Origin of the sequence: Yokenella regensburgei, assembly GCF_051486985.1 — a bacterium.
Classification (GTDB): domain Bacteria; phylum Pseudomonadota; class Gammaproteobacteria; order Enterobacterales; family Enterobacteriaceae; genus CBFFRJ01.
This window is the reverse complement of record NZ_JAHVDV010000007.1, coordinates 103,434-130,220: the sequence shown is the minus strand read 5'-3', so window position 1 is coordinate 130,220 and position 26,787 is coordinate 103,434. Positions and strand designations below refer to the sequence as shown.

The 26,787-nt window shown below is 55.5% G+C and carries 20 protein-coding genes; 9 read left to right on the top strand and 11 right to left on the bottom strand.

The features are described from left to right. Positions 1 to 6: 6 nt before the first annotated feature. The 4 genes from KXR87_RS07530 to argS all read right to left on the bottom strand — a co-directional run bounded on the left by KXR87_RS07530 (position 7) and on the right by argS (position 12,835). Positions 7 to 8,565: a two-partner secretion domain-containing protein gene (locus KXR87_RS07530; RefSeq protein ID WP_437431665.1), complete on the bottom strand. Its 8,559-nt coding sequence runs from the start codon at positions 8,563 to 8,565 to the stop codon at positions 7 to 9. Next, positions 8,558 to 9,106, bottom strand: coding sequence for a toxin-activating lysine-acyltransferase (locus KXR87_RS07525; protein WP_437431644.1), 549 nt, complete (start codon positions 9,104 to 9,106; stop codon positions 8,558 to 8,560). The genes KXR87_RS07530 and KXR87_RS07525 overlap by 8 nt, the downstream gene beginning before the upstream one ends. Continuing rightward, entirely contained in the window at positions 9,106 to 10,785 is a 1,680-nt protein-coding gene (locus KXR87_RS07520; RefSeq protein WP_437431643.1) for a ShlB/FhaC/HecB family hemolysin secretion/activation protein, read from the bottom strand. Before KXR87_RS07520 ends, KXR87_RS07525 begins: the two co-directional genes overlap by 1 nt. A gap of 316 nt (positions 10,786 to 11,101) precedes the next feature. Next, positions 11,102 to 12,835 (bottom strand): arginine--tRNA ligase, encoded by a 1,734-nt coding sequence (gene argS, locus KXR87_RS07515; protein ID WP_437431642.1) that lies wholly within the window; start codon positions 12,833 to 12,835, stop codon positions 11,102 to 11,104. 198 nt (positions 12,836 to 13,033) lie between these two features. On the opposite strand from argS, the gene KXR87_RS07510 reads away from it, so the two are divergent. Both KXR87_RS07510 and cutC read left to right on the top strand, forming a co-directional pair. Then, positions 13,034 to 13,600, top strand: a complete 567-nt coding sequence (locus tag KXR87_RS07510) for a VOC family protein (protein ID WP_437431641.1) — start codon at positions 13,034 to 13,036, stop codon at positions 13,598 to 13,600. Positions 13,601 to 13,611: 11 nt separating this feature from the next. Continuing rightward, positions 13,612 to 14,355 (top strand): copper homeostasis protein CutC, encoded by a 744-nt coding sequence (cutC, locus tag KXR87_RS07505; RefSeq protein ID WP_437431640.1) that lies wholly within the window; start codon positions 13,612 to 13,614, stop codon positions 14,353 to 14,355. Positions 14,356 to 14,803: 448 nt separating this feature from the next. On the opposite strand, the gene cmoB is transcribed toward cutC, so the two are convergent. From cmoB to KXR87_RS07480, 5 genes are read right to left on the bottom strand one after another with little or no spacing between them, the layout of a single operon-like run. After that, entirely contained in the window at positions 14,804 to 15,775 is a 972-nt protein-coding gene (gene cmoB, locus KXR87_RS07500; RefSeq protein ID WP_437431639.1) for a tRNA 5-methoxyuridine(34)/uridine 5-oxyacetic acid(34) synthase CmoB, read from the bottom strand. Beyond that, complete coding sequence (cmoA, locus tag KXR87_RS07495; RefSeq protein ID WP_437431638.1) at positions 15,772 to 16,515, bottom strand: carboxy-S-adenosyl-L-methionine synthase CmoA; 744 nt, start codon at positions 16,513 to 16,515, stop codon at positions 15,772 to 15,774. Before cmoA ends, cmoB begins: the two co-directional genes overlap by 4 nt. 39 nt (positions 16,516 to 16,554) lie before the next feature. Further along, positions 16,555 to 16,950 (bottom strand): MAPEG family protein, encoded by a 396-nt coding sequence (locus KXR87_RS07490; RefSeq protein WP_437431637.1) that lies wholly within the window; start codon positions 16,948 to 16,950, stop codon positions 16,555 to 16,557. Positions 16,951 to 16,998: 48 nt separating this feature from the next. Then, the gene (locus KXR87_RS07485; RefSeq protein WP_437431636.1) at positions 16,999 to 17,817 is read right to left on the bottom strand and encodes a DUF72 domain-containing protein; all 819 of its coding nucleotides are present in this window, start codon (positions 17,815 to 17,817) and stop codon (positions 16,999 to 17,001) included. Then, positions 17,814 to 18,380: a hydrolase gene (locus tag KXR87_RS07480; RefSeq protein ID WP_437431635.1), complete on the bottom strand. Its 567-nt coding sequence runs from the start codon at positions 18,378 to 18,380 to the stop codon at positions 17,814 to 17,816. The genes KXR87_RS07485 and KXR87_RS07480 overlap by 4 nt, the downstream gene beginning before the upstream one ends. Positions 18,381 to 18,645: 265 nt before the next feature. Here KXR87_RS07480 and aspS point away from each other — a divergent pair, with 265 nt between their 5' ends. From aspS to ruvB, 7 genes are all read left to right on the top strand, one after another. Next, positions 18,646 to 20,415, top strand: a complete 1,770-nt coding sequence (aspS, locus tag KXR87_RS07475; RefSeq protein WP_437431634.1) for an aspartate--tRNA ligase — start codon at positions 18,646 to 18,648, stop codon at positions 20,413 to 20,415. A gap of 117 nt (positions 20,416 to 20,532) precedes the next feature. Beyond that, on the top strand, positions 20,533 to 20,985 hold the full coding sequence (nudB, locus tag KXR87_RS07470; RefSeq protein WP_437431633.1) for a dihydroneopterin triphosphate diphosphatase: 453 nt from the start codon (positions 20,533 to 20,535) through the stop codon (positions 20,983 to 20,985). A gap of 139 nt (positions 20,986 to 21,124) precedes the next feature. Continuing rightward, complete coding sequence (locus tag KXR87_RS07465; protein ID WP_437431632.1) at positions 21,125 to 21,865, top strand: YebC/PmpR family DNA-binding transcriptional regulator; 741 nt, start codon at positions 21,125 to 21,127, stop codon at positions 21,863 to 21,865. Between the two features lie 34 nt (positions 21,866 to 21,899). Continuing rightward, positions 21,900 to 22,421: a crossover junction endodeoxyribonuclease RuvC gene (gene ruvC / locus KXR87_RS07460; RefSeq protein ID WP_437431631.1), complete on the top strand. Its 522-nt coding sequence runs from the start codon at positions 21,900 to 21,902 to the stop codon at positions 22,419 to 22,421. A 23-nt stretch (positions 22,422 to 22,444) separates the two neighbouring features. Beyond that, the gene (locus tag KXR87_RS07455) at positions 22,445 to 23,089 is read left to right on the top strand and encodes a hypothetical protein (protein WP_437431630.1); all 645 of its coding nucleotides are present in this window, start codon (positions 22,445 to 22,447) and stop codon (positions 23,087 to 23,089) included. Positions 23,090 to 23,244: 155 nt separating this feature from the next. After that, positions 23,245 to 23,856, top strand: a complete 612-nt coding sequence (gene ruvA, locus KXR87_RS07450) for a Holliday junction branch migration protein RuvA (protein ID WP_437431629.1) — start codon at positions 23,245 to 23,247, stop codon at positions 23,854 to 23,856. Positions 23,857 to 23,864: 8 nt separating this feature from the next. Continuing rightward, positions 23,865 to 24,875: a Holliday junction branch migration DNA helicase RuvB gene (gene ruvB, locus KXR87_RS07445; RefSeq protein WP_437431628.1), complete on the top strand. Its 1,011-nt coding sequence runs from the start codon at positions 23,865 to 23,867 to the stop codon at positions 24,873 to 24,875. A gap of 336 nt (positions 24,876 to 25,211) precedes the next feature. Here ruvB and znuB read toward each other — a convergent pair whose 3' ends face one another. Continuing rightward, a complete protein-coding gene (znuB, locus tag KXR87_RS07440) occupies positions 25,212 to 25,997 on the bottom strand; it encodes a zinc ABC transporter permease subunit ZnuB (RefSeq protein ID WP_437431627.1) in 786 nt (261 codons plus the stop codon). Continuing rightward, a complete protein-coding gene (gene znuC / locus KXR87_RS07435; RefSeq protein WP_437431626.1) occupies positions 25,994 to 26,749 on the bottom strand; it encodes a zinc ABC transporter ATP-binding protein ZnuC in 756 nt (251 codons plus the stop codon). Before znuC ends, znuB begins: the two co-directional genes overlap by 4 nt. Between the last annotated feature and the right edge of the window lie 38 nt (positions 26,750 to 26,787).

The window sequence follows — 26,787 nt, the reverse complement described above, 5'->3', positions numbered from 1 at the left end:
ATCCTGTTATTTGTTGGTTGCGAAAATGAACTCCAGCAGTTCCGGTGAGACTACCTCGCTTAATGCGAAAGGTGCAGCCTGCGGAAGCGCCGCATAGGTCCAGACTTCTGCCGCAACTTTGGTGAAATCCGATCGGTTACGGGAGGTGTTACCTGTTTCATCATAGAAGCCCGGTAACTGGCCGCCGATGAAATCGTGTGAACCGGCGAAGCTTTCCACCGTGGTATCGAAGAAATCGCCTTTCAGCGTGCCGGGAGCATAAGGCGTGTCGCCAAAAAGCCCCTCGACACCCTGAAGCCCGCCCGTGTAGCCATAAAGTCCAGCCGCGATTTCTTTATCTTCCAGTAGAGAGGTTAACGTCGGGTGATTGATATCACCTTTGTATTTCACGCGTCCTTCAGCATCATAATCAAGCACCAATTTACCGTTCGCGTCTTTTTTAGTATCACAGCGTTCATTATTTGAGCCGCAAATGATATCTAAGCCAACCCTTACGCCGCCGAGTTTCAGCCCATCATAGGCGCCACTTACCGCTGATATGTTGCTTAGCACATTACCAGTAGATTTATCGACCACACCCGGCGACAGCATTGAGTTTCTGGCTGTCTCTTCACGCAGTTTGGTTGCAGCAAGGACAAGGGTGCCCTGGGTGATAGCGGCATCCGGGGAGCCGGCGACGATGCCAACGACGGTCTGCAGCAGGCGGCGTTGATACTGAATTTTATAAATCTCATCCAGTGCGGCATCGCGTTTCGCCACGTCACCTGACTTAATCGCTTTTTGCAGTTCATTGCGGGCGGCTGCTTGCTTGTCATCCAGCAGCACCCCAATCTGACGGTTGGCGTTCTCTTTAAAGTCGCGGGTCACCTGAACCTGCAGGTTCAGCTCTTTAAGGACTTTGTCTTTGTCGAAGTTATGTTCAAGACGACCGGAGTTGGCGGCGGCGGTCTCGGTCGTGATGTCGGTTTTGATACCATCAACGGCCTGTTGCTGCGCATCAGGACGGGTGACAGTGACATTACTCGTGTTGATGCCGCTACGGGTAACTGAGTTCTCACTACCGCTGTCATGACCAATGCCAAAGGTGATATCTCTGTCCAGGGAGGCATAGCCGTCCGCAAGATGGGTATTCCCGTCTTTATCCGTCACGGTTTTGCTACTTTGTGGTGCCGCATTTTTGCCAAGGCCCATATCCGTGTTCATGCTCATTGAGCCGCCAACGCCAAAGCCGTTGCCTTCATAATCAGCGTTGTTATGAACATCACGCCAGCTGATTGTGCCGGTGCTGAACTGGTTTTTACCCGCCTGTTCTGCGCTCTCGCTGGAGGTAATAAGCCCGCCGACCAGATCGGTATTGTCTTTAACATTAATATTATAGCCATCAGCACCGGCAAAGACTCCGGACTGCTCCTGCACGGAGGCGTAATCCGCGTTCACCTTAGACTGCCCGTAGTTACCGGAGGCGGCAAAGCCGTAGCCCACGGTGACCTGACCCCCGACGTTCATCTGTTTCCCGTCATACTGCATGGTGTCCTGAAGGCTTTCGATATTCAGATCCTGGGCGGTAATATCGACCCCTTTACCCAGTAGCTGACCGCCACGCAGGGTGGTCGTGCCGCCGCTGGTGAGGGTAGTTTGCCCGTCCATATCCCCGACATGGCTGTTACGCCAGGAGCGTTCATCCCCGTTGCCATAGCCTTTGCCTTTGTTGGCACCGGCCGTGACGCCAAACGAAGCACCACCCTGACCATAGCTCACCGCAACGCCTGCGTTCCAGCCGCTGGACTTATTATCACTGCGTTCATGGCGCTCTTGCTGCGCGGCCACGATATTGATGTCGTTGTCAGCAAACAGAGTCGTACTCTGCTTGCCACTGACATCAGAGCCGATGATGTTAATGTCCGACTGCTTGCCACCGGTCGCCACCACCACTGCGTTTTGCCCGGCGTTGACTTTGCTTGCCAGTGCGCTGGTGCTGTTGGTGTTTTCGGTATTAGTCTGTTTACTTTGGCCATAGGTGAGCGACACGCTGACGTTCTGCGCCGCCGCCTGGGCGCCGTTTTCCATCAGACCTTGCGACATATTCATCATTGCACTGGCCGCGCGGGCGCTGTCCCATGCGGCGTTGGCGGCTGCCAGCATGTTGATGCGATCGTCATTGCTCTTGCCCACATTCTGCGTGCTCTGAATTGCCCCGCGTACTGCCTGCACCACCGGCACGTTGACGGCCAGCGTAAAGCCTTTTTGCTCCAGGGTACGTTTGTATTGAGACGCGTAGGTGTTCTCGTCGGCCTCAATGGTGACGTTTTTACCCTGGATGCCCACATTGCCTTCAGGCGACGCGACGGTACTGCCGGTCTGGCGATAGTCATTGCCCGCCAGCAATACCGTGTCTCCCTGCAGGCTGCCAACCATTGAGCCCTGGCCGGAAAGCGCCTGGCTTGCCTGCTCGGTAGTCTCTTTACGTGAACCCACCGTGAAACCGATGCCGCCCGAACTCAGCAGGCCCGATTTTTTCTCCTGTTTAAGGTGCGTCTCTTCATTACGTCCCCCCATCGTGGTCAGGGTTAAATCGTTGCCGGCGCGCACGCCAACATTTCCTGTGCCGACCACACTACTGCCCGCAACGGTCACATTATTACCCGCATCGATTTTCAGCATGTTTGCGCTCAGCTCGCTGCCCTGAACACTCTGTCGATCTATGGTGTCACGCGTGGTACGGGTGGTTTTTGACAGCCAGCCGTTACCGCCTGTCACTTTGTGCCGTTCGTCGAGTTGGTTTTCGTTAAGCACACCGGAGACCTTGATATCATTCCTGGCAAGCAGCGCCAGGGTGCCATCGGACTTCACCGCCGCGCCGTAAGCGGCGATATCATTACCCGCTGCAAGAGTTACGCCGCCGTTACCATTAACGGTCGTACCGTTGTGTTCAAGGCTGCTCTGCCGAAGAGTGTTGTCAGCGTCCCAGATGAGATTGTCACTGCGGGCGGTGGTCACGGTGTCGAGCGTGAGGTCGCGGCCGGCCACCAGCTGTGCTTTGCCGTTTTCTCCGCTGGCGATAACCTGCGCGCCGCGTAGCGTAATATCCCTGCCGGACTGTAGCGCCAGCTTCCCGTCCTCACCCTGCACATAGATCCCCGACACGCTGTCGATAGTGGTGCGGCTAAAGCGGTTTTCACCATTAACGCTTTCTGCGCTGGCCGTGGTGGTGGTGAGTGTGATATCGCGTCCGGCGTTCGCAACTACGCTGTTCTCGCCAACCACCGTGCCGCCATTATTAGTAATATCGGTGCGGGCCAGAAGATTGACATCTGCCCCCCGGATAGTCCCTGCCTGATTGGTGATGTTATCGGCGTCAAGCTGCAGCACGCGGCGGCCACTAATGGTGCCGTTGTTAAACAGGCTGCCGTTCAGTTTCAGCGAAACATTGTTGCCTGCAATTAATGCGCCGGAGCCGTCAATGTCGCCCTGTTTAACTTTGGCATACACCTGCGGCACCAGCACCGTTTGCATTGAACCATCCGGCATCTTCACGCGGGTGTTGACCAGCCAGACGATGTCGCCGGTTAACAACGCCATCTGCTCGGGCGTCAGTGCTACCCCCAGCTTGAGATCGTACTGTTTGCCGAATGTAATGCCTCTATCCATCAATGACTTATATTGCTCTTCGTCATTGGAATAACCGTCAAGATAACGCTGCCCCGTCACGCCGATGACTTGCTCACGCACCAGGCGCTGCTCATAGTAGCCGTCGCCGAGGCGCTTCTGCGTGTTGTCGCCATCATCGCTGAAGGCCTTCTGCATGTAGTCGCTGCCAAGCCAGTTTCTTTCATTTGTGAAGCGCGGGTCGGTTTCGACCAAAAACGGCACATCGGCTGCCGGATTAACCTTAAACAGGCTATTGTCCGGTAGCCTGGTGTTCGGGCCAACGATACGGATAAGGCCACCTGCTGGCTTCACTTCAAACTGCTGCCCGGCTGGAGGCGTAACAGGTTCATCAGGAGAAACCGACTGTTGCGGTGGCGCGACAGGCACTTCGGTCTGCCCGGTGGCGACATCTGCCGTTCGGGCGATGGTCACATGTGTCGCCTGCGACACCAGCGGCGAGAGGGTGAGATTGCTCCCGTCGACGGTGCCGTTGCTGATCAGTTGTCCGGGTTTAAGTTTGATGGACTGGATGGCGGTCGGCGGGGTGTAGTTCGTCCTGTCGCGACCCTGTTCATCATCGCCTTTGTGACGGATGCGATAGTAATGGGTTACCGTGCCCACATCCGTTGTCCGACGTTCGCCGGTCACATCTTCATTGCGCAGACTCTTCAGACCGTCGGTGCTCAGGGTACCGCCAGCAATCACCTGGCTCTTATCGTTGTTCAGCGTGTCACCGCTAAGGGTCAGGTTTCCGCCAGCGAGGATTTTAGCCGGATCGCTCTCTTTGATGCGGGTCTCTTCAACCGTGCGCGTATAGTCATACTGGTTAAAGTTATCATGACCGCCGCCTGGGCGCTCCGGGGTGCTGAGGTTGCGTAAGCCGTCTGAAGAGTTGCCATCTACCAAGACATTTTCCGTGCCCGCTTTCCAGCGGTTGGTTGAGCCGGAGTGCTGATACTCCGTCAGCGGCTCTTGTGAAACGGTCACGATCTCGGTTGAGAAGCGATCGTTGATGTTATTGATCTGACCAGCGTTAATGGCCATATCGCCAGCCGATTCGATGGTAGAGCTATGGTTATTGATAGTCGCTGCCTGCCCGGTCACTGCCCCTTTATCATCGAGAGTGCCACCTATCTCCATCTCTCCGGCGCTGTAGATTAAGCCGTGGTCTCTGTTATTAAGGGTGTTGACGCCAAGATCAACGCGCTCCCGTCCCGCAAGCGTGGCCGCCGTGCCATTTTCCGCGAGATTACTGAAGGTCGTGGCATTGACACCGATGGCGTCACCATAGATACGTCCGCTACCGATATTGGTCAGGGTGTCGACATTGATGCGCGTGTAACCGCCGTCAATCAGGCCGCGGTTAAGCAGGGTACCAGTGGTGGTGAGCGTGTTTCGACCGGCATTGATTTCGCCGTCCTGGGTGTTAGTCAGGTTATCGCTTTGGACGTTGAGCGCCTTACCCGCCAGCAGTTTGCCGCTGTTGGTAAGGTCACCCTGAGTCGTAAGGTCAAGGGTGCCGTTGGCGATAGTTGACCCGCTGTTGTCAAAAGCCTGTGCGCTGTGTAGCGTCATATCACCCAGGGACAAAAGCTGGCCGCTGCCATCGAGCCTATCGGCATCCACTTTCAGCGTTTTACCGGCTTTGAGCGTACCGTCGCGGTTGATGAGGGAGAGCGTTTCGCCGCTCACCTCCAGCACGCCGGTGGCGGCCAGCGCACCGCCACTGTTGTTCAGTTCACCGGTGTTTTGAATTTCCAGTGCCTCGTTGGCAAGAAGAGAGCCGCGCTGGTTATCAAGCGTAGTGGTCTTCAGGCTGACGCGCTGCCCCTCCAGACCTTTATTGTCGGTCAGGGTGTTCTGGTTAGTGAGAGTAGCGGCATCCAGGCTGAGGTCATTCCCGCTGCGGATAAGGCCGGCGGTGTTATCTACCACGCCTTTCGCGCTCTCAACCATTAAATCGCCAACGGACTGGATCTGACCATTATTGTTGGCAAGGCTATCGGTTTTAATGGTTGTCTGGCCTTCACCGATCACCCGTCCGCCGTCGCGGTTAGTTAGTCGGGCGGCCGCAATGACTGCATTTCCCGTGGCCGCCAGGGTTCCCGCCTGATTATCAAGCGTGTCGGCGGCAAGGTTGAGCTCACCCAGGCTGTTCAGGGTACCATCGACATTGTTCAGTACACCGGTGGTGGCCTGGATCCCTTTAGCCTGTATCAGCCCGGACTGGTTATTCAGCGTCAACGCCGGATTGAGCGTAAGGCCTTCGTTTGCCACCAGTTGCCCGGCGGTGTTATCAAGCGTCTGCCCGCGCAGCGTCATCGCATTGCCGGAGTAGGCCACGCCGTTACTGTTATCCAGTGCATCGGCATTCAGGGAGGTCTCGCCGAGAGAGAGGATGCCCCCCGTGTCACCACTGTTGCGGTTGCTGATACGTTGTGCGCGGACATCCAGCGCGCCGCCGCTTTGTATCAGGCCGCCGCCATCGTTGTTCAGGCTCTCCCCGTCTAAGGTCATGCCCGTGCCGGCTTTCAGCGCSCCCTGCTGGTTGGTAAGGGTGGCGACGCGGGCATCGAGCGCGCCGCCGCTTTGTATCAGGCCACCGCTATCGTTGTTCAGGCTCTCCCCGCGTAAGGTCATGCCCGTGCTGGCTTTCAGCGCCCCCTGCTGGTTGGTAAGGGTGGCGACGCGGGCATCGAGCGCGCCGCCGCTTTGTATCAGGCCGCCGTTATCGTTGTTCAGGCTCTCCCCGTCTAAGGTCATGCCCGTGCCGGCTTTCAGCGCGCCCTGCTGGTTGGTAAGGGTGGCGACGCGGGCATCAAGCGCGCCRCCGCTGTGTATCAGGCCGCCGTTATCGTTGTTCAGGCTCTCCCCGTCTAAGGTCATGCCGGTGCCGGCTGTCAGCGCGCCCTGCTGGTTGGTGAGTGTGCCGAAGTGGGCATTCAGCGTGTCGTCAGTGCCAAACTGTCCGAGACGGTTATCCACATCGCCGCCGGAGAAGGTCAATGCACCGTTGCTGGCAAGAAAGCCGCTCTGGTTATTGAGATCGCCGCTTTGAATGTCGAGCGTCCCCTGAGAGAGCAGGGAGCCTGACTGGTTGTTAAAGTCCCCGTTTTGAAGCGCAAGGCTGGCACCCCGGGCAACAATGACCCCGTTCTGGTTGTTCAGCCCGGTAGCTTCAAGGCGCTGGGTACGGGCAGCCTCAATGCGTCCACCGGTGTTGTTGACCGCATCGCGACTCTGAATGATGTTGTCACCGCCGGTCGCAGAAATCAGGCCTGCGGTGTTGTCCAGCGAGCCGGTGTTCAGACGCGTATTTCCCTCCACGCCCAGCAGTTGTCCCCCATTGTTATTGAGGGCTTGCGCGGTGACATTCAGATCGCCATTGCTGGCAATCTGTCCCTGCTGGTTATCGAGTTTTCCCGGTAACGCAACCGTCAGAGTACCTTTTCCGCTCTGGACAATAGTGCCTTTCTGGTTAGAAAGATGCCGGGCGCTCAGGTTGAGTGTATCAGCGCTGAGATTACCCCCGTCATTACTGGCGGTTCCGGCGGTACTGGCAGAGAGTTCGCTGGCGTTAACACGGGCCTGTCGGGTGCTGAGATCACCGCTGTTGGCGTTCAGTAACATCCGTTTGCCCTGCGTCTGGCTGCCGCTCAGGTCGACGCCCTGACCCGAAATGGCGACCGTTCCCCCCGCCAGCGTCTGGCCATGCGCGTTAAGCTGGCCGTCGGTGGATAGCTGCAGTTCGCCCGCAGAACCCAGTTTTCCGTCATTTCCCACCCCGGCTGCCAGCACGCTGTTACTGTCGCTGGTGAGGGTCGCCGCGTGCGCCTGCACGTTATTTCCCGCCGTCACGATGCCACTGTTACGAAACTCGCCTGCCGTTTGCAGGATGGCATCTTCACTGCCACGGACGGTCCCGCTGTTTTCGATGCGACCATCCGCGGTGAGGGTGACGCTGCCCGCCTGCGCGCCCATTGCGCCTGCGTTGCGCACACCCACCCCCGTTTCGGTGCCGATCATACGAATTTTGCCGGCGTACATGCCGCCAAGGCTGGAGACATCCACCGCCAGCTGTGGCCGTGTACTGGCCTCATCGGCACCTTTGGTGACCTGATCATGGGCCGCGTTAACACTGTTACGCCCTGTGGTGACCTTAAGATCGTTGGCCCATAATCCGGCATTGACCTTTACTGAGCGGGCGATGATATCGGTATAGTCGGCGCCGGTGGTGTCCATCCCGGCACCTTCAACCACCACTTCGCCGCGTTCAACGTTATAGCCTGTAAGATTGCCATTGTTCAGCTGGGCCTGGCCGGTGGTCAGGGTGGCGCGATTGGCGTTAATAAAACCGCAGCCGTTACAGGTGATCCCCGCCGGGTTAGCAATGACGACCTGCGCTTTCTGGCCTGCCACTTCAATCATACCGTTGAGTTTGCTGGGATCGCGGGCAGTGACTTCGTTCAGAATGACTTTCGCTTCGCCTTTAGCAAGCCAGGGGTTACCTGCAACCATCCCGCCCAGTTGGGTTTGCACATTTTTATGCGAGTTATTGAGGATGACCCCCTGCTGATTCACATCAAACTGGGTGTAATTATTGCGCGAAACCCCTGCGCCTGACGGTGTCTGAATATTGACCTGCGGCGTGCCGTTAGCGCTTTGTAGCACGGTTGGCTGCTGATTTTTCGCGGCGTTGACATCCGCGACAATATTGGCCTGCGCCGTTTGTATGACCCCCATCGCCAGCCACAAACTCAGACTCATGGCACTGAGCTTACATACCAGACGGCTATGGGTATGGCCAATACCGGAGGCGCGTGCGGAACCCGCACGACCAGAGCGGGCAATATCGGCCACGACCATAAGCATGCCGCGCGCTTTGTTAAAGACGATACGGTACAGGTTCTTATTCATCATTCATTCCTTTAAACACTTCCGGCAGGTTGACGGTGAGCGGGTGTTTCCGCCGCCACTCGTGCGCGTCTTCACGGCTTATCTGGTTGCCATGAAACATCACTACGCGCTTACCGCGCTCGGCACCCCGGTGATAGAGTGCGCGGGCACAGTGCCCGGAGAAAAAGTCATTACGCATCAGCTTATGCATGGCGACGGTATCGCCAAACGGCGCTATCCAGTCACAAAACCAGAGACGGTCGCCGCTCTGCCAGTCCGCTTCACGCATTTCAATCGACGGACGGGTAAGGAAACGGCTTTCCGCTTCCTCATCAAGCCAGGCCCAGCTGAGAAAGAAAACAGGTTCGGCGTCCCGTGCAACGAGCACGTACTGACGGCGTTTAATAATCGGTAACAGCAGTGTGGGGAGCGCATGAAGCGGGGCATCGCGATGCATGGGTGAGTGCATCCACAGCCAGACGCTTGCCCCCAGCACCTCGGCTTCGTTCTCCTCTTCGCTGAGAAACAGCGGAGCCTTGATGTTGTACTCGCCAATGCGCATTACCAGCTCCAGTTCAGGTTGAAACCCAGGGTAACGGAACTGGTTTGAAAACCGTCCGGTTTCGAGAAAGGCGTGCCAGCAAACAGGTCATAGGCGGTATTAAAAGCGCTGCCACGCAGGCCCAGGACGCCGCCTGCCAGGTGTTTACCAATCAGGTAATCTGAGCTGTAACCGCCGACTTCGCCGTAATCAGCACCGATATACAACTCCTGATTAGGCAGCGGTGTGCTCCAGCCCAGATCGTTACGTACATACCAGCCGTGGCTGGCGTTAAGCGTGCGTTCGCCATCGAACCCACGTACCGTCCAGCGGTTACCAATGGCGAATTGATCCTGTGGAGTCAGCGGCGTGTTACTGACCTGCCGCTGATACTGCACGTTGTAGCGAAAGTGCTGGTTTGCGATGTCGAAAGGCAGATCGAGCTGGCTGTTGAGAACAAGGATTTTGCTCAGCGCAGTGGCATCACCGGTGTACTCTTCCGGCGCAGGCTGGGCGCCAAACCAGCGGGTCCCGCGCTGGTAACTGACGCCAGCATCCAGCGTAGCCTGGCCAATATAGTGACGATGTTGTAGCCCCAGACGCCAGGCTGCTGTCTGGCGGCGCTGTACACCAACTTCGGTATCATCAATGTAGTTACGGGTTTCGCGTGCCAGCACATCGTAAGTGAAAGTGGTTTTCTGCGAGCCGCTGCGGTGCAGCACGCGGCTAAGCTGGACATCAAGGTTTTTGCTTTTGCCGCTATAACGGTAGTCCTGGTTCAGCCCGGCCACCGTCTGGTGATAATCGTAATCGCTGCCGGTAATGCCAAACATCCAGTAACCCAGCGGCACCGAATAGTGCGCGGTAACGTTTTTGCTGCCTTTCCCGCCACTGTCATTCAGGTCATGGCTGGCCGAGACATACAGCAGGTCGCTCAGTGAGAAGGGATTATCCAGCGAGAGGGTCGCTCCGCCCTGATAGCGCCCGGTGGTTTCCGTGCCAGAATCGTCAAGCGACAACCCGAGACGCCACATTTTGCGCTGATTACGGGTGATAACGATATCGCTTTCACCCGGCTTATCACCCGGAAGAATTTCCATACTGGCATCGACGGTGGGCAGGCGCTGCAGGTTTTCAAGCCCCTGTTCGATGTCGCGTAAGTCCAGCAGATTGCCCTCATGGGCAGGGAAGGCGCTGTAAAGCTGGATATAGTTATCGCTTTCAGGCGTGAGTTTCACCTGGCGCACGTAGCCTGGCACAATCGCCAGTTTTAACGTTCCGCTTTTCAAATCCTGAGACGGAGCCAGAACACGGGTCGTTATCCACCCGTGATCGACCAGTCTGTTTTGCAGCGTACTCATCAACAGATTGATTCCCTTCCCGCCCAGGCACTGGCCCTGAGCCTGGTCCGCAAGGCGTTGTAGCGGTAACCAGTGTGGCAGCGCATCCTGCCCGCTCAGCTCAACGCGATTAATCGGGAAGCACGGGCGTTCAGTGGGGAAGGGGATGCGGCCAAAGCTGGAAGTGGGTTCCGTTAACCTGACATCCGGTGTCGGTGGCGTAATTTGTTGTTCCAGCGCTCTCTGGCGCTGCTGCTGAATAATGAACTGATCTTCAGGAGGGGCAGCATGAACACTGTAAACAACAGAAAAAGGGGCTGTCGCCGAAATTATGAAGGCGAGATTACGTCTTAGAGTCATCGGTCATTCCGTGCCGTGTAAGTAAAAAGGATCTAATGTGATTTTTTGTAAAATTGTTTAGTTATTTGCGTTACGACGAAAGGGGGAATAGTCCTAAAACTTCGGACCATTCCGAGTCTGGATACCCCTAAAACTGGTAGGATTTCTTAAAGTTAGCCAAAAACAGGCTATATGGGCGTGTGGGACAGAAGGTAAAGCGCAGGGTGGTTAAAAAGCGTACAGGGAAAAGACGGATGATTTCCGGTCAAAAGGCGCAATAAAAAAGCCGTAGCGTCACCCGCTACGGCTTGTCGGTTTTCAATGTAAAAGAGACCTGTTACATGCGTTCGACGGTTTCGATACCCAGAGTATCCAGCCCAAGTTTCAGGGTCTTCGCGGTCAGCAGCGCCAGTTTCAGACGGCTGTTACGCACCGCTTCGCTTTCGGCGCTGAGGATCGGGCAGTGCTCGTAGAAGCCGGAGAACAGGCCCGCCAGATCGTAGAGGTAGGCACACATCACGTGTGGTGTCCCTTCGCGGGCAACCACGCTCAGCGTCTCTTCAAACTGCAGCAGGCGGGCTGCCAGCTGTGCTTCACGATCTTCTGCAATCATTACCGGTGCGTTGAGCAGGGCGCTCTCTTCGATTCCGGCCTTACGGAACACGGACAGCACGCGGGTGTAGGCATACTGCATATAAGGCGCGGTGTTGCCTTCGAATGCCAGCATATTGTCCCAGTCGAACACATAATCCGTGGTACGGTTTTTGGATAGATCCGCATATTTCACCGCACCGATACCCACGGCGTTCGCCAGTTTTTCCAGCTCATCGGCAGGCATATCCGGGTTCTTCTCTGCCACCAGGCGACGGGCGCGTTCCAGTGCTTCATCCAGCAGATCGGACAGTTTTACGGTACCGCCAGCGCGGGTTTTAAAAGGTTTACCGTCCTTGCCGAGCATCATGCCAAACATATGGTGTTCCAGCGGAATGCTTTCCGGCACGTAACCGGCTTTACGCACGATGGTCCAGGCCTGCATCAGATGCTGGTGCTGGCGTGAGTCGATGTAATAGAGCACACGGTCGGCATGCAGGGTTTCGTAACGGTATTTCGCACAGGCGATATCCGTGGTGGTGTAAAGGTAGCCGCCATCCTTCTTCTGGATGATGACTCCCATAGGTTCGCCTTCTTTGTTCTGGTATTCATCAAGGAAGACCACCGTTGCGCCTTCGCTCTCCACCGCAAGTCCTTTGGCCTTTAAATCGGCCACGATGCCGGGCAGCATCGGGTTGTAGAGGCTTTCACCCATCACATCGTCACGGGTCAGGGTCACGTTGAGACGCTGATAGGCAATCTGGTTCTGACCCATAGTGATGTCAACCAGCTTGCGCCACATCTGACGGCAGTATTCGTCGCCGCCCTGCAATTTCACTACGTAGCCACGGGCGCGTTCGGCGAATTCGGCATCCTCGTCGTAATGTTTTTTGGCTTCACGGTAGAAGCCTTCGAGGTCCGCCAGCGCCATTTCACCGGCGTTTTCCTGCTGCTGTTTTTCCAGGTAGGCGATGAGCATGCCGAACTGTGTGCCCCAGTCGCCCACATGGTTCGCACGGATCACTTTATGACCAAGAAACTCCTGAGTACGGACGGCTGCATCACCAATAATGGTTGAACGCAGGTGGCCCACGTGCATCTCTTTGGCCACATTTGGCGCAGAGTAGTCAATCACAATGGTTTGCGGCTGCGGTTTTGCAACGCCCAGACGGTCTGACTTCAGCGCTTCGCTGACGTGCGCGGCAAGGAATGCGGGATCCAGGAAGATATTGATAAAACCAGGGCCCGCTATCTCAACCTTGCTGGCAATCCCGTTGAGGTCGAGATGGGTCAGAACCTGCTCTGCCAGTTGTCGGGGGGCCATACCCAGTTTTTTAGCAATCGCCATCACGCCGTTAGCCTGATAGTCGCCAAACTGGACTTTAGCTGACTGACGAACCTGAGGTTCACAATCTGCTGCCGCGCCTGCGGCAATGAGCGCCTGACTGACTTTTTCTGAGAGAAGCGTCTGAATATTCACCGGGATACCTTACATTGTCGACACAACACGCACGAGTGCGGCTGCGTCCGGGTGTTGATTATGAAAGGCGGGAGTATACTGCAATTGCCCCATGTCGTCAGCAGGGGAACCGCAGTGGTTAATGATTGGGTGTCACGGTTGGTCTGTGGAGCAGAACAGGGTAGATTAGCCGCCTTACTCACCGCACGGATATCACATATGGCCACCTGGCAGACACTCGAAGAACTGAAGGACATTTGCGCAGACCTGCCACGATTTAGCGCTGACTTTTCCCAACTAATAACACGCCTTGGGCTGGACATTGCACCGCTTGAGGCTGACCACATCTCGTTACGCTGCCACCAGAACGCCACGGCTGAACGCTGGCGTCGCGGTCTTGAGCAGTGTGGTGAACTGCTATCTGAAACCCTGATTAATGGTCGCCCTATCTGTTTGTTCAGATTGCGCGAGCCCGTTTGTGTTGCCCACTGGCGTTTTAGCGTGGTTGAACTGCCGTGGCCGGGGGAAAAGCGCTACCCGCATGAGGGGTGGGAGCACATTGAGATTGTACTACCGGGCGATCCGCAAACGCTCAACGCTCGCGCGCTGGCGCTGCTGTCCGATGAGGGATTGCGTCAGGCGGGCATTTTTGTGAAAACCAGCTCACCCAGGGGAGAGCGCGAGCGTCTGCCTAATCCCACTCTGGCGGTGACAGACGGTAAAGTGACGGTGAAGTTTCACCCCTGGAGCATTGAGGCCATTGTAGCCAGCGAGCAGGAAGCCTGAAAGGAGGAAAAATGACGTTACTGGAGATCTGTTGTTACAGCGCAGCCTGCGCATTAACGGCACAGCGTCATGGGGCCGACCGTATCGAATTGTGCGCGGCACCAAAGGAGGGCGGGTTGACGCCGTCACTCGGGGTGCTTAAACGGGTTCGCCAGACGGTGACCATTCCGGTACATCCTATCGTGCGCCCACGCGGTGGCGATTTTTGTTACGACGCCGAAGAGTTTGCCGTCATGCTGGAAGATATTCAGGTCATGCGTGAACTGGGCTTTCCAGGGCTGGTCACGGGGGTACTGGACGAAGAGGGCAACGTCGATGTGACCCGGATGCAGCAGATTATGCATGCCGCACAGGGAATGAAAGTGACATTTCATCGTGCTTTCGATATGTGTGCTGACCCTTATCAAACCGCTGATATTCTGGGCCATTTGGGTGTGGCACGCATTCTGACATCGGGTCAGCAGTCTGGTGCCGAAAAAGGTATTTCATTAATTACGGAACTAAATGGCCGTTCAGGTGTTCCAATAATAATAGCGGGTGCAGGAGTAAGAGAAAGCAATCTGGATTGCTTCCTGACTGCCGGCATCCGGGAGCTACACAGCTCGGCGGGGCAACTAACACCGTCCCCTATGCGTTATCGCAACCCAGGATTATCGATGTCGGCAGACCCCACAGCGGATGAGTACTCCCGTTACCGGGTGGATGGCGACGCCGTCGCGGCGATGAAGGCAAAAATAGCCCGTCACGCGAAGTAACCGATTTTACCGCAGCATCATGTCGCCCAATATGATGCTTATTTGTACCAGGCCCCTGCAATTTCAACAGGGGTCTTTTTTTGTCCTTCTCCTGCATATTCCGGCCCGCAGCGGCGTTCGCTCTCCTCGCTCGCCCCGGTCATTTACTTATGTAAACTCCCGGGTCCTCGCTGCGTTGCTGCCTTGCTGCAAACCGGACTATTGTGGAGAAGGCTTCCCCTGCATATTCCGGCCCGCAGCGGCGTTCGCTCTCCTCGCTCGCCCCGGTCATTTACTTCTGTAAACTTCAGGGTGCTCGCTGCGTTGCTGCAAACCGGACTATTGTGGAGAAGGCTTCCCCTGCATCTTCCGGCCCGCAGCGGCGTTCGCTCTCCTCGCTCGCCCCGGTCTAAACTCCCGGGAACTCGCTGCGTTGCTGCAATGCCTCTGCTGCTGGTTTGAACAGAGATTAGGGCTTTCTGGCAATCAGCACGGCGCGAACCGGGGCGGGGTAGCCCTCTATGGTTTTGCTGCTGTCGTTGGGGTCAAGGAATTCGGCCAGCGATTCGGTGATCATCCAGTCGGTACGGCGCTGCTCTTCGACCGTCGTTGTGCAGACGTCAACTATACGCACATCAACAAAACCGCACTTTTCCAGCCAGTTCTTCAACGCGGCGGCGGAGGGAATGAAATAGACGTTGCGCATTTGCGCATAGCGATCGCCTGGTACCAGAACGGTATTCTCGTCACCCTCGACCACCAGCGTCTCCAGCACCAGCTCGCCGTCCTGCACCAGTTGATCTTTAAGCTGCCAGAGATGCTCCAGCGGAGATCGACGATGGTAGAGCACGCCCATTGAGAAGACGGTATCGAAAGCATTCAGGGCAGGAAGCTGCTCAATGCCCAGCGGCAACAGATGGGCGCGGCGATCGTCACCTAACAGCTTACGCACCGCTTCGAACTGATGCAGGAACAGCGGTGTCGGGTCGATACCCACGGCGAATTTTGCCCCGGCCCCGATCATGCGCCACAGGTGATAACCGCTCCCGCACCCCACATCGAGGATTGTGCGGCCACGCAGATCGGAAAGATGAGGTAAAACGCGATCCCATTTCCAGTCAGAGCGCCACTCAGTGTTGATCTGCAGCCCGTAAAGAGAGAAAGGGCCTTTACGCCACGGCATCAGATTGCGCAGATGAGTTTCAATGCGGGTCAGTTCACCGGCACTTAATGGCGCTTCACTTGATGCAATGACACCATTAAGCAGATCGAGGTGGTGCGGTTTTCGCTCAGGCAGATAGTTTATCGCGCTGGTCCACTGCTTGACTTGCCCGTGCACCGATTCACGCTGCCAGCTGGCAATTTGTGCCGGCAGGGTTTCCAGCCAGTGTGATAGCGGGCTGACGGCAATTTGCTGATAAAAACGCTCAAAGGTAATCATGCGCCATTCCCTGCTTTAACAGCCACCAGTGAACCGAAGTTAAAACACTGGAACCAGACTTCGCTGTGCTCAAACCCGGCGCTGCGCAGGCGTGATTTGTGGGTGGTGACGGAGTCCGTCAGCATCACATTTTCCAGCATGCTGCGTTTCTGGCTGATCTCCAGCTCGCTGTAGCCGTTGGCGCGCTTAAAGTCGTGATGCATGTTAAATAACAACTCACCGACGGTTTCATCTTCAAAGCTGAATTTCTCGGACAGGACCAGCGCACCACCTGGGTTCAGCCCCTGATAAATCTTGTCGAGCAGTGCCTGACGCTCTGCTGGCTCAAGGAATTGCAGGGTGAAGTTCAGCACCACCAGCGAGGCGTTTTCGATGGTCACATCACGGATATCACCCTCAACAACCTGGACGGGTGTTGGCGCTTTATAGGCGTCGATATGACGACGGCAGCGCTCCACCATTGCAGGGGAGTTGTCCACGGCGATAATTTTGCAACCGTCATGATGAATGTTGCGGCGTACCGACAGCGTGGCCGCACCCAGTGAACAACCCAGATCGTAAATCTGCGTCTGCGGCTGCACGAAGCGTTCGGCAAGCATGCCGATCATCGAAATAATGTTGGAGTAACCCGGAACGGAACGCTGGATCATATCGGGGAAGACTTCAGCTACCCGTTCATCGAAAGTCCAGTCGCCCAGGCTGGCGATAGGCGCGGAAAAAAGCGTGTCGCGGTTAGACATAATGTAAATACCTGGGAAAACAAAGTGGCGTATTGTGCGCTAACGCAGGGAGAAAACCAACTCCCACGGCATATACCACAGGTTGGCAAGCGCCATCAGCAGCAGGGCACACCAGGTGGCGCTCATGCCTGAACGCCGCCAGCGAAACAGGCGATGATGAAAACCATAGTAGTGCATCAGTCGCCCGACAATCAGCAGAATGCCGCACACATGAACCATCCAGGTTTCGGCGCCATTCATTTCCATAAACAGCAACAGGATCAACGCAACGGGGATGTACTCCACCGCGTTTCCGTGAATGCGGATTGCACTTTGCAGCTCGCTGAACCCACCGTCGCCATAGCTGACGCGGTATTGCATCCGCAGACGAACAACATCAAAAGAAAACTTAATGAGCAGTAACGCACCCAGCACGGCATACAGCGCGCTAACCATACAAACTCCCTTTAATACCTGATGGCTTTACAATGATAGGTAATCCATTCAGAAAAGAGAAGATTGCGAAGGGATGGACGGAGGAGTGCCAACAGAAGGCACGGCCTGCTGCAAATCGTGCCATAAGGTATCCACAAGCTCAGGAGCCTGGGCAATATCCGGCGTATGCAGAAAGAGATAAGGCGTGGTGGTCTTTTCCCATAAGGGCAGTTTTTCCAGCCAGACCGCAAATAATTCGCGGTTCTGTAGCATGTTATCGCTACCGATAAAGCGCACCATTGGGTTATGTGCGGTGACCAGCGCGTGCACCGGGACTTTCGGTTTTTTCCGTTGCGCCTCTCTCACCGCTTCACTATGCGGTATGGCGCAATGAACCGGGCGGCTGTCGAGGATCACGCGGTTGACGTTACGCTGATGCAGCCCACGGTTGAGAAAGCGTTCATCATCGCCTTTGGCAAAAAACGACGGGTGGCGCACTTCCACGCCATAGGTAAATTCCGCCGGTAAGCTATCCAGAAAAGCCCAAAGCGCAGGCATGTCGCGCGGACCAAACGTAGCCGGAAGCTGTAACCAGTACTGGCCGATGCGATCGGCCAGAGGCGTCATGCGGGTAAAAAATTCCAGCGTCAAATCGCCACACTGGCGCAGCGAGGCGGTATGGGAAATGGTGGCCGGGAATTTAAAGCAAAAACGGAAATTATCTTGTGTCTGTTCCCGCCAGCGCTGAACGATTTCTGCTTTCGGCAGGGCGTAAAGCGTCGTGTTACCCTCCACGCAGTTAAAGTGTCGGGCGTACTCTTCAAGCCCGGTGATACCCATGCGCACCCATTTGGGGTGCGACCACTGTGGAAGGCCAAGATAGATCATAGCGCGGCGAGGATCTCGTCTGTTGTGCGAACGCGGCCAATGCGCGGGAAGATGTTTGTCATGCTCCCCTGGTGTTGTTCAGCGGTTGCGGCGGCACAGGCATCTTCGACAACCACCAGACTGAAGCCCAGTTCCCATGCGTTACGGGCAGTTGACTCGACGCCAATGTTGGTTGAGATACCGCACAGCACGATGGTTTCAATGCCACGGCGGCGCAGTTGCAGCTCAAGATCGGTGCCGTAAAAAGCCCCCCACTGGCGTTTGGTCACTTCAATATCGCTCTCCTGTTTACCCAAAGCCGCGGGGTAGTCCCACCAGTTTTCAGGCAGGGCATGTCCGCCTGCTGCAGCATCCACCGGCTGTTTTAATGCTTCAGCAAAATCCGCCGACCAGCCCACGCGCACCAGCATAACGGGCGCACCTGCGGCACGGAATTTATCCGCCAGTTTAGCGGAGCGGGAGACCACCTGGGCTGCGCTATAGGGTCCGCCGGCGAAAGGCAGAATACCTTCCTGTAAATCGATAACGACCAGCGCGGTTTTTGTGGCATCAAGTTGCAGCATAATTACTCCTGGAATATGAACGGCATCACATTACCTTACCCGGTACGCACTCCTGCACGGTTTACAATTTTTGTTAATTTTTGTGAGAATAGCCGCTAAGCGTGCAGCAAACGCGCGTACAGGCAGTATCGGGCTTATCGTCAGCCATTATTTCCAGTATAATAGCCGCCTTTTTTCATCCAGTTGTGACATTCAGCTAAAGCTGCGATAACGTCGCCTGCAGGGCAGGCAACAAACAGCCTGCGGCTAAGTTAAGGGATATCTCATGCGTACAGAATATTGCGGGCAACTGCGTAAGACCCACGTCGGGCAGCAGGTGACTTTGTGTGGTTGGGTCAACCGTCGTCGTGATCTCGGCAGCCTTATTTTCATCGATATGCGTGACCGCGAAGGCATCGTTCAGGTGTTCTTCGATCCGGATGCAGAAGCCTTTAAGCTGGCCTCTGAACTGCGTAATGAGTTCTGCATCGTCGTCACCGGCACGGTGCGTGCGCGCGACGAGAAAAACGTCAACAGCGACATGGCAACGGGTGAAGTCGAGGTCTTTGCCACAGAACTCACCATTATCAACCGTTCCGAGCCGTTGCCGCTGGACTCCAATCAGGTCAACACCGAAGAAGCGCGTCTGAAATACCGCTATCTCGATCTGCGTCGCCCGGAAATGGCGCAGCGTCTGAAAACCCGAGCGAAAATCACCAGCTTTGTGCGTCGCTTTATGGATGACCACGGCTTCCTGGACATCGAAACGCCGATGCTGACCAAAGCGACGCCGGAAGGCGCTCGTGACTACCTGGTGCCAAGCCGCGTGCATAAAGGTAAGTTTTACGCACTGCCGCAGTCACCTCAGCTGTTCAAACAGCTGTTGATGATGTCCGGTTTTGACCGTTACTACCAGATTGTTAAATGCTTCCGTGACGAAGACCTGCGTGCTGACCGCCAGCCGGAGTTCACCCAGATCGACGTCGAAACCTCTTTCATGACCGCACCGCAGGTACGCGAAGTGATGGAAGATTTGATTCGCAAGCTGTGGCTGGATATTAAAGGCGTGGATCTGGGGCAGTTCCCGATCATGACCTTTGCTGAAGCCGAGCGCCGTTACGGCTCCGATAAGCCGGATCTGCGTAACCCGATGGAGCTGGTGGACGTAGCGGATCTGCTGAAATCCGTTGAGTTTGCTGTCTTTGCAGGCCCGGCCAACGATCCTAAAGGACGCGTGGCGGCTCTGCGTGTGCCCGGTGGCGCGGCCCTGACCCGTAAGCTTATCGATGAGTACGGCAATTTCGTGAAGATTTATGGCGCGAAAGGACTGGCGTACATCAAGGTTAATGAACGCGCTAAAGGGCTGGAAGGCATTAACAGCCCGGTAGCCAAGTTCCTGAATTCAGAGATTGTGGAAGCCATTCTGGAACGCACCGGTGCGCAGGATGGCGACATGATCTTCTTCGGCGCTGACAACAAAAAAGTGGTTGCCGATGCGCTGGGCGCGCTGCGTCTGAAACTGGGTAAAGATCTCAGCCTGACCGATGAAAACAAATGGGCACCGTTGTGGGTTATCGACTTCCCGATGTTTGAAGACGATGGCGAAGGTGGCCTGACGGCGATGCACCACCCCTTCACCTCACCTAAAGACATGACCGCAGCCGAGCTGAAAGCAGCACCGGAAGAAGCGGTGGCTAACGCCTACGATATGGTCATCAACGGTTATGAAGTGGGTGGCGGTTCCGTACGTATTTACAGCGGTGAGATGCAGCAGACCGTGTTCGGCATCCTGGGCATCAACGAGCAGGAACAGCGTGAGAAATTTGGCTTCCTGCTTGATGCGCTGAAATATGGTACCCCGCCGCATGCGGGCCTGGCCTTCGGTCTTGACCGTCTGACCATGCTGCTGACCGGAACCGACAACATTCGTGATGTGATTGCCTTCCCGAAAACCACCGCCGCTGCTTGTCTGATGACAGAAGCACCGAGCTTTGCTAACCCGGCATCTTTAACCGAGCTGGGTATCGAAGTGGTGAAAAAGGAAGAGAAAAACTGATATGGCTTATCTACACGAAATCCTTCGCCCTGCATCGCGGCGGCAACTGAGTGAATTCTCATGAGCATAGATGACTATGTAAATGGGATGAACGAGGGCAGCCAACAACGAGGCAGTGTGAAGGATAAAGTGTACAAGCGCCCTGTTTCTGTGCTGGTTGTTATCTATGCTCAGGACACGAAGCGGGTGCTGATGCTACAGCGACGTGACGATCCTGATTTCTGGCAGTCGGTTACCGGAAGTCTGGAAGAGGGGGAGCTCCCGTCGCAGGCCGCCGTGCGCGAAGTAGAGGAAGAGGTCACGATTAACGTTGCGAAAGAGCAACTGACCTTGATGGACTGTCAACGCACGGTGGAGTTTGAAATTTTTAGTCATTTACGTCATCGATACGCCCCGGGTATTGAGCGCAATACAGAATCCTGGTTCTGTCTTGCGCTTCCCCATGAGCGCGCCATCGTGTTTACAGAACACCTGGCTTACCGCTGGGTTGATGCGCCAGAAGCGGCTGCATTAACCAAATCATGGAGTAACCGGCAGGCAATTGAAGAATTTGTAATTAACGTTAATTAATTTCCAGACCATCCGGTTTCCAGGAAGGCGGCAAGACCGCGAATCGCCAGGAGCTTACAGTGGTAAGTGACAGGTATGAGCGGTCGTAGCCAACGCATCTGGTAGCTGAAAGGCGCAGGATAATTTTGAGGAAATAGTTATGGCAGGTCATAGTAAATGGGCCAACACCAAGCACCGCAAAGCGGCACAGGATGCCAAGCGCGGTAAAATCTTCACTAAAATCATTCGTGAACTGGTCACCGCGGCCCGTCTCGGCGGCGGGGATGCGGGCTCTAACCCACGCCTGCGTGCGGCGATTGATAAGGCGCTGTCCAACAACATGACGCGTGACACCCTGAACCGCGCCATTGCGCGTGGCGTTGGCGGTGATGAAGATGCAAACATGGAAACCATCATTTATGAAGGTTACGGTCCTGGCGGCACAGCGGTGATGGTGGAGTGCCTTTCCGATAACCGTAACCGTACCGTTGCCGAAGTGCGTCACGCTTTCAGCAAAACGGGTGGTAACCTGGGCACTGACGGCTCAGTCGCATATCTGTTCAGTAAAAAAGGCGTTATCTCCTTCGAGAAAGGCGACGAAGACGTCATCATGGAAGCGGCGCTGGAAGCGGGTGCCGAAGACGTGGTGACCTATGATGACGGCGCAATCGACGTTTATACGGCCTGGGAAGAGATGGGTACAGTGCGTGATGCGCTGGAAGCGGCGGGCCTGAAAGCGGACGCGGCTGAAGTGTCAATGATCCCCTCAACCAAAGCGGACATGGATGCAGAAACGGCACCAAAACTGCTGCGTCTGATTGATATGCTTGAAGACTGCGACGATGTTCAGGAAGTTTACCATAACGGTGAGATCTCTGATGAGGTTGCAGCAACGCTGTAATGAGACGCTCTGAACCGTTAAAAGGAGATGCGTGATGTCTATTATTCTCGGTATCGATCCGGGGTCGCGCGTCACCGGTTACGGTGTGATCCGCCAGGTAGGCAGGCAACTGTCCTACCTGGGCTCCGGATGCATCCGTACCAAAGTCGATGATTTACCCTCGCGCCTGAAGCTGATTTACGCAGGGGTGACGGAAATCATCACCCAGTTCCAGCCCGATTATTTTGCTATCGAACAAGTCTTTATGGCCAAAAATGCTGATTCAGCCCTGAAGCTTGGCCAGGCGCGCGGCGTGGCCATCGTTGCCGCCGTCAATCAGGACCTGCCCGTTTTTGAGTATGCCGCTCGCCAGGTCAAGCAGACGGTGGTCGGGAACGGTGGTGCAGAAAAAACGCAGGTTCAGCACATGGTGCGTACCCTACTGAAGCTGCCGGCGAACCCGCAGGCGGATGCTGCCGATGCCCTTGCCATTGCGATTACGCATTGCCATGTCAGTCAGAATGCGATGCAGATGAGCGACTCCCGGCTGAATCTGGCGCGGGGACGGCTGCGCTAAACCCTGTTGTGACGAGGTCAGCGATGTCGCGGGTAATAAAAGCGCTTTTTATTCTTTTCCTCGTTCTGAACGGGTATGTGTTCTGGTCCGAGTATCCCTGGTATCGAACCAGTACGGTTTCCATGGCCAGGGTGTCCGGGCTGCAAGTAACCAGCAGTGCCGAGCGGCAATGGTATGACACCTGCACTTATTTTCGCGGCAGAAAAGATTGCTCGGCGCAATATGCGTACGATGTCAGCTGGCGGGCTGGGGCGAAAACCTGGCACTGGCACGTTGATAAAGCGCGCCTGCCGCCGGATGCGCTACTCTGCATGCACGTCGTGCAAAACCGTCCCGCTATTGCCAAACCCTGCGACGACCTTTTCTTTATTCCAAGCCGGATCCCGGCGCTCATCATGGCATGGGCAATCCTGGCTTTCGTCAGTTTTACCTGGCTGATACATCGCTTTGCGAGGCGCAGGAGGGCGCAGAGGCTGATTTTCCGGGTTTGTACCCCCAAACGTCAGCTCCTGCTGGAGACGGAAGATGGCGATGAAGCGCAGCGATTCATTGGTGACAGGTATCGCGTATGCGCAACATTCCGCACCTGTGAACGCGTCAGGTCTGGGCGCAAAATGTGCAGGGTGGACTGTATTACCTATCATGTGCGCCAGAAAAAGGGCCCCTGATGGGCCAGCACCGCGACGTTATCGCATCAGGGTAGGGTAGAAACGGCGGGTTAATTCACGCTCGCGCCATGATTCGCTGTTTTTCATCTGGATATCTATCCAGCCTTTTTTTATGATACCCCATATTTTCTTCGGCCCTTACGCAGGAGCGTCATGTGATAGGCAGACTCAGAGGCATTATTCTTGAAAAGCAGCCCCCTCTGGTATTGATGGAAGTCGGAGGCGTGGGTTACGAAGTGCATATGCCAATGACCTGCTTCTACGAACTACCTGAAGCCGGTAAAGAGGCGGTGGTCTTCACCCATTTTGTGGTGCGTGAAGACGCGCATCTGCTGTTTGGTTTTAACAATAAGCAGGAGCGCACGCTGTTTCGTGAGTTAATCAAAACCAACGGCGTCGGGCCAAAGCTCGCACTGGCAATTCTCTCCGGTATGAACGCACAGCAGTTTGTTAATGCGGTGGAGCGTGAAGATCCTGCGGCGCTGATAAAATTGCCGGGTATCGGCAAAAAAACCGCTGAGCGTCTGATTGTTGAAATGAAAGACCGCTTTAAAGGTCTGCATGGCGATCTCTTTACGCCGGCAGCTGATCTGGTACTGACTTCGCCATCAGGTCCGACGGCGGATGATGCGGAACAGGAAGCCGTTGCGGCATTGGTGGCGCTGGGCTATAAACCTCAGGAAGCCAGCCGGATGGTAAGCAAAATCGCTAAATCCGATGCCAGCAGTGAATCGCTAATCCGCGAAGCATTACGCGCCGCGTTGTGAGGTAAAGGATGATAGAAGCAGACCGTCTGATTTCCCCTGGCAGTATGACTGCGGAAGAGGTTGCGGACAGAGCTATTCGCCCGAAGATGTTGGCTGAGTATGTCGGTCAGCCACAGGTGCGATCGCAGATGGAAATATTCATTCAGGCGGCGAAACAGCGCGGTGATGCGCTGGATCACCTGTTGATCTTCGGCCCACCGGGTCTGGGGAAAACCACGCTTGCAAACATCGTGGCTAATGAGATGGGCGTCAATCTGCGTACCACGTCCGGACCGGTGCTGGAGAAGGCGGGCGATCTCGCCGCAATGCTGACTAACCTTGAGCCGCATGATGTTCTGTTTATCGATGAAATTCATCGGCTCTCGCCGGTCGTCGAAGAAGTGCTCTACCCCGCAATGGAAGACTACCAGCTCGATATTATGATTGGTGAGGGGCCGGCGGCGCGGTCAATCAAAATCGATTTACCCCCCTTTACGCTGATTGGTGCGACCACACGGGCAGGCTCCTTAACCTCGCCGCTGCGCGATCGTTTCGGAATTGTTCAGCGCCTTGAGTTTTATCAGGTGGCCGATCTGCAGCATATCGTCGGGCGAAGCGCACGTTTTATGGGCCTTGATATGAGCGACGATGGCGCGCTGGAAGTGGCCAGACGCGCACGCGGGACCCCACGTATCGCCAACCGTCTGTTACGCCGCGTGCGGGATTTTGCTGAAGTGAAACATGATGGTGCCATATCGGTGGATGTGGCGGCGCAGGCGCTGGATATGCTGAATGTGGATGCTGAAGGCTTTGATTATATGGACCGTAAACTGCTTCTGGCGGTGATTGATAAGTTCTTCGGCGGACCGGTAGGGCTGGATAACCTCGCCGCCGCCATTGGCGAAGAGCGCGAAACCATTGAAGACGTGCTTGAGCCTTATCTTATCCAGCAGGGTTTTTTGCAGCGCACGCCGCGCGGGCGTATGGCCACGGTACGTGCCTGGAACCACTTCGGTATTACCCCGCCCGCACTCCCCTGAAACGCCCTTCAGGCGGTCAATAGTCATTTTCTATATCCTGCATGGCTGATCGGGAAACCACGACCGCCAGCAGGATAATTAACAAAAGGATGCCTGTTCCGATGAGTAGCATATGCACCTCCCGTCTGGCTGGCCTCTCCTTACCCTTTGAAGTAACTCCCTGATTAAACTTTAGAAGGGCTTAGGTGCGCGCACCGTCAGAGAAGTCCCGAAGTGAGAAAAAGATCACAGGGTGCAAATTTAAAACCACAAGGGGAGGAGGATGAGATATCCTTCGGCGCGCGACAGGCAGGCTCCCCGCGTGGGCGGGGAGGTTCTGCTAAAGGGAGTTGAAATTCAGTTGGCTGCCTTTTTCACCATCGTAAGCACAAACATCAGCGCCGCACACAGCACCACGGAAGGGCCTGCGGGCGTATCGTAAAAGGCCGAGAAGGTTAATCCACCGGTAACAGAAATCATCCCTATGACTACCGCCACACCGGCCATTTGTTCAGGCGTCTTCGCGAAACGACGGGCTGTAGCGGCGGGGATGATTAACAGTGAGGTGATAATCAGTGCGCCGACAAATTTCATTGCCACACCGATGGTCAGGGCCGTCACCAGCATCAGTAATAATTTCACACGCTGAATTTTAACCCCGTCAACAAAGGCCAGTTCCGGACTGATAGTCATGGAAAGCAGACTGCGCCATTGCCAGAGAAGAATAGCGATAACCACCGAGACCCCAAGCGCAATGGCAATGAGATCCTGCGGGGTAACGGCAAGAAGATCTCCAAAAAGATAAGCCATCAGGTCAACACGAATGTTCGACATCAGGCTCACTACCACCATACCAAGCGAGAGTGCGCTGTGAGCCATGATACCAAGCAGCGTATCCACCGCCAGATGCGGTCGCTTTTCCAGCCAGACGAGGCCCGCTGCCAGCAGTAACGTTACCGCGATAACGGCATAAAAAGGGTTCACATCCAGAAGCAGGCCAAAGGCCACTCCCAGCAACGATGCATGTGCGAGGGTATCGCCAAAATAAGACATCCGACGCCAGACGACAAAAGAACCCAGGGGACCCGCAGCGCAGGCAAGCAGAATCCCGGCAAACCAGCCGGGCAACAGTAATTCAATCATTCGCGTCCATTTCCCTGACGTAAAATAATGCGCCCTTGTAAATCATGGCGATGGTTATGTTGGTGACGATAGATACCCAGTTGCTCAGCGCCGCGCGGGCCAAACATAGAGATGAATTCGGGATGCATCGAGACGACCTCTGGCGCACCCGAACAGCAGATATGATGATTCAGGCACAGCACTTCATCGGTCTTTGCCATTACCAGATGCAAATCATGGGAAACCATTAACACAGCGCAATGGAGCTCGCGACGTAGCTTATCGATAAGATCGTAGAGAGCGACCTGGCCATTAACATCCACACCCTGCGTGGGTTCATCTAATACCAACAGCTCCGGTTTATTAAGCAAAGCGCGCGCCAGCAGAACGCGCTGGGTTTCGCCGCCGGAGAGTTTCTGCATTGGCGCATCAATGAGATGTGCTGCCTGAACGCGCTTGAGCGCCGGCAGAAGATCGGCTTTCCGCGTACCCGGACGCAACCGCATAAATCGCCCGACGGTCAGGGGGAGGGTGGCATCCAGATATAATTTTTGCGGCACATAGCCGATTTGTAGTCGAGGGCCGCGCTTGATAGTGCCGGAATCCGGTGCTACCAGTCCCAGCACGACACGTACAAGCGTCGATTTCCCCGCCCCATTTGGACCCAGCAAGGTCAATATTTTACCCGGTTCCAGATTGAGCGAAATATCAGACAGGACGCGTCTTTGACCAAAACTGACCGAGACATTTTCAAGCGTTATCAAATTAGTCATAGCGTTTAAGGGGTTGCACAAGTGATAGAATGTTATAA

Bases quoted from the DNA above. Each gene is read 5' to 3' on its own strand.
- aspS (WP_437431634.1), top strand. From the start codon at position 18,646: ATGCGTACAGAATATTGCGGGCAACTGCGTAAGACCCACGTCGGGCAG.
- KXR87_RS07525 (WP_437431644.1), bottom strand. From the start codon at position 9,106: ATGCGCATTGGCGAGTACAACATCAAGGCTCCGCTGTTTCTCAGCGAA.
- KXR87_RS07485 (WP_437431636.1), bottom strand. From the start codon at position 17,817: ATGATCTATCTTGGCCTTCCACAGTGGTCGCACCCCAAATGGGTGCGC.
- KXR87_RS07455 (WP_437431630.1), top strand. From the start codon at position 22,445: ATGTCGCGGGTAATAAAAGCGCTTTTTATTCTTTTCCTCGTTCTGAAC.
- znuB (WP_437431627.1), bottom strand. From the start codon at position 25,997: ATGATTGAATTACTGTTGCCCGGCTGGTTTGCCGGGATTCTGCTTGCC.
- KXR87_RS07480 (WP_437431635.1), bottom strand. From the start codon at position 18,380: ATGCTGCAACTTGATGCCACAAAAACCGCGCTGGTCGTTATCGATTTA.
- ruvC (WP_437431631.1), top strand. From the start codon at position 21,900: ATGTCTATTATTCTCGGTATCGATCCGGGGTCGCGCGTCACCGGTTAC.
- KXR87_RS07520 (WP_437431643.1), bottom strand. From the start codon at position 10,785: ATGACTCTAAGACGTAATCTCGCCTTCATAATTTCGGCGACAGCCCCT.
- ruvB (WP_437431628.1), top strand. From the start codon at position 23,865: ATGATAGAAGCAGACCGTCTGATTTCCCCTGGCAGTATGACTGCGGAA.
- cmoA (WP_437431638.1), bottom strand. From the start codon at position 16,515: ATGTCTAACCGCGACACGCTTTTTTCCGCGCCTATCGCCAGCCTGGGC.
- KXR87_RS07465 (WP_437431632.1), top strand. From the start codon at position 21,125: ATGGCAGGTCATAGTAAATGGGCCAACACCAAGCACCGCAAAGCGGCA.
- znuC (WP_437431626.1), bottom strand. From the start codon at position 26,749: ATGACTAATTTGATAACGCTTGAAAATGTCTCGGTCAGTTTTGGTCAA.
- KXR87_RS07510 (WP_437431641.1), top strand. From the start codon at position 13,034: ATGGCCACCTGGCAGACACTCGAAGAACTGAAGGACATTTGCGCAGAC.
- cmoB (WP_437431639.1), bottom strand. From the start codon at position 15,775: ATGATTACCTTTGAGCGTTTTTATCAGCAAATTGCCGTCAGCCCGCTA.
- KXR87_RS07490 (WP_437431637.1), bottom strand. From the start codon at position 16,950: ATGGTTAGCGCGCTGTATGCCGTGCTGGGTGCGTTACTGCTCATTAAG.
- cutC (WP_437431640.1), top strand. From the start codon at position 13,612: ATGACGTTACTGGAGATCTGTTGTTACAGCGCAGCCTGCGCATTAACG.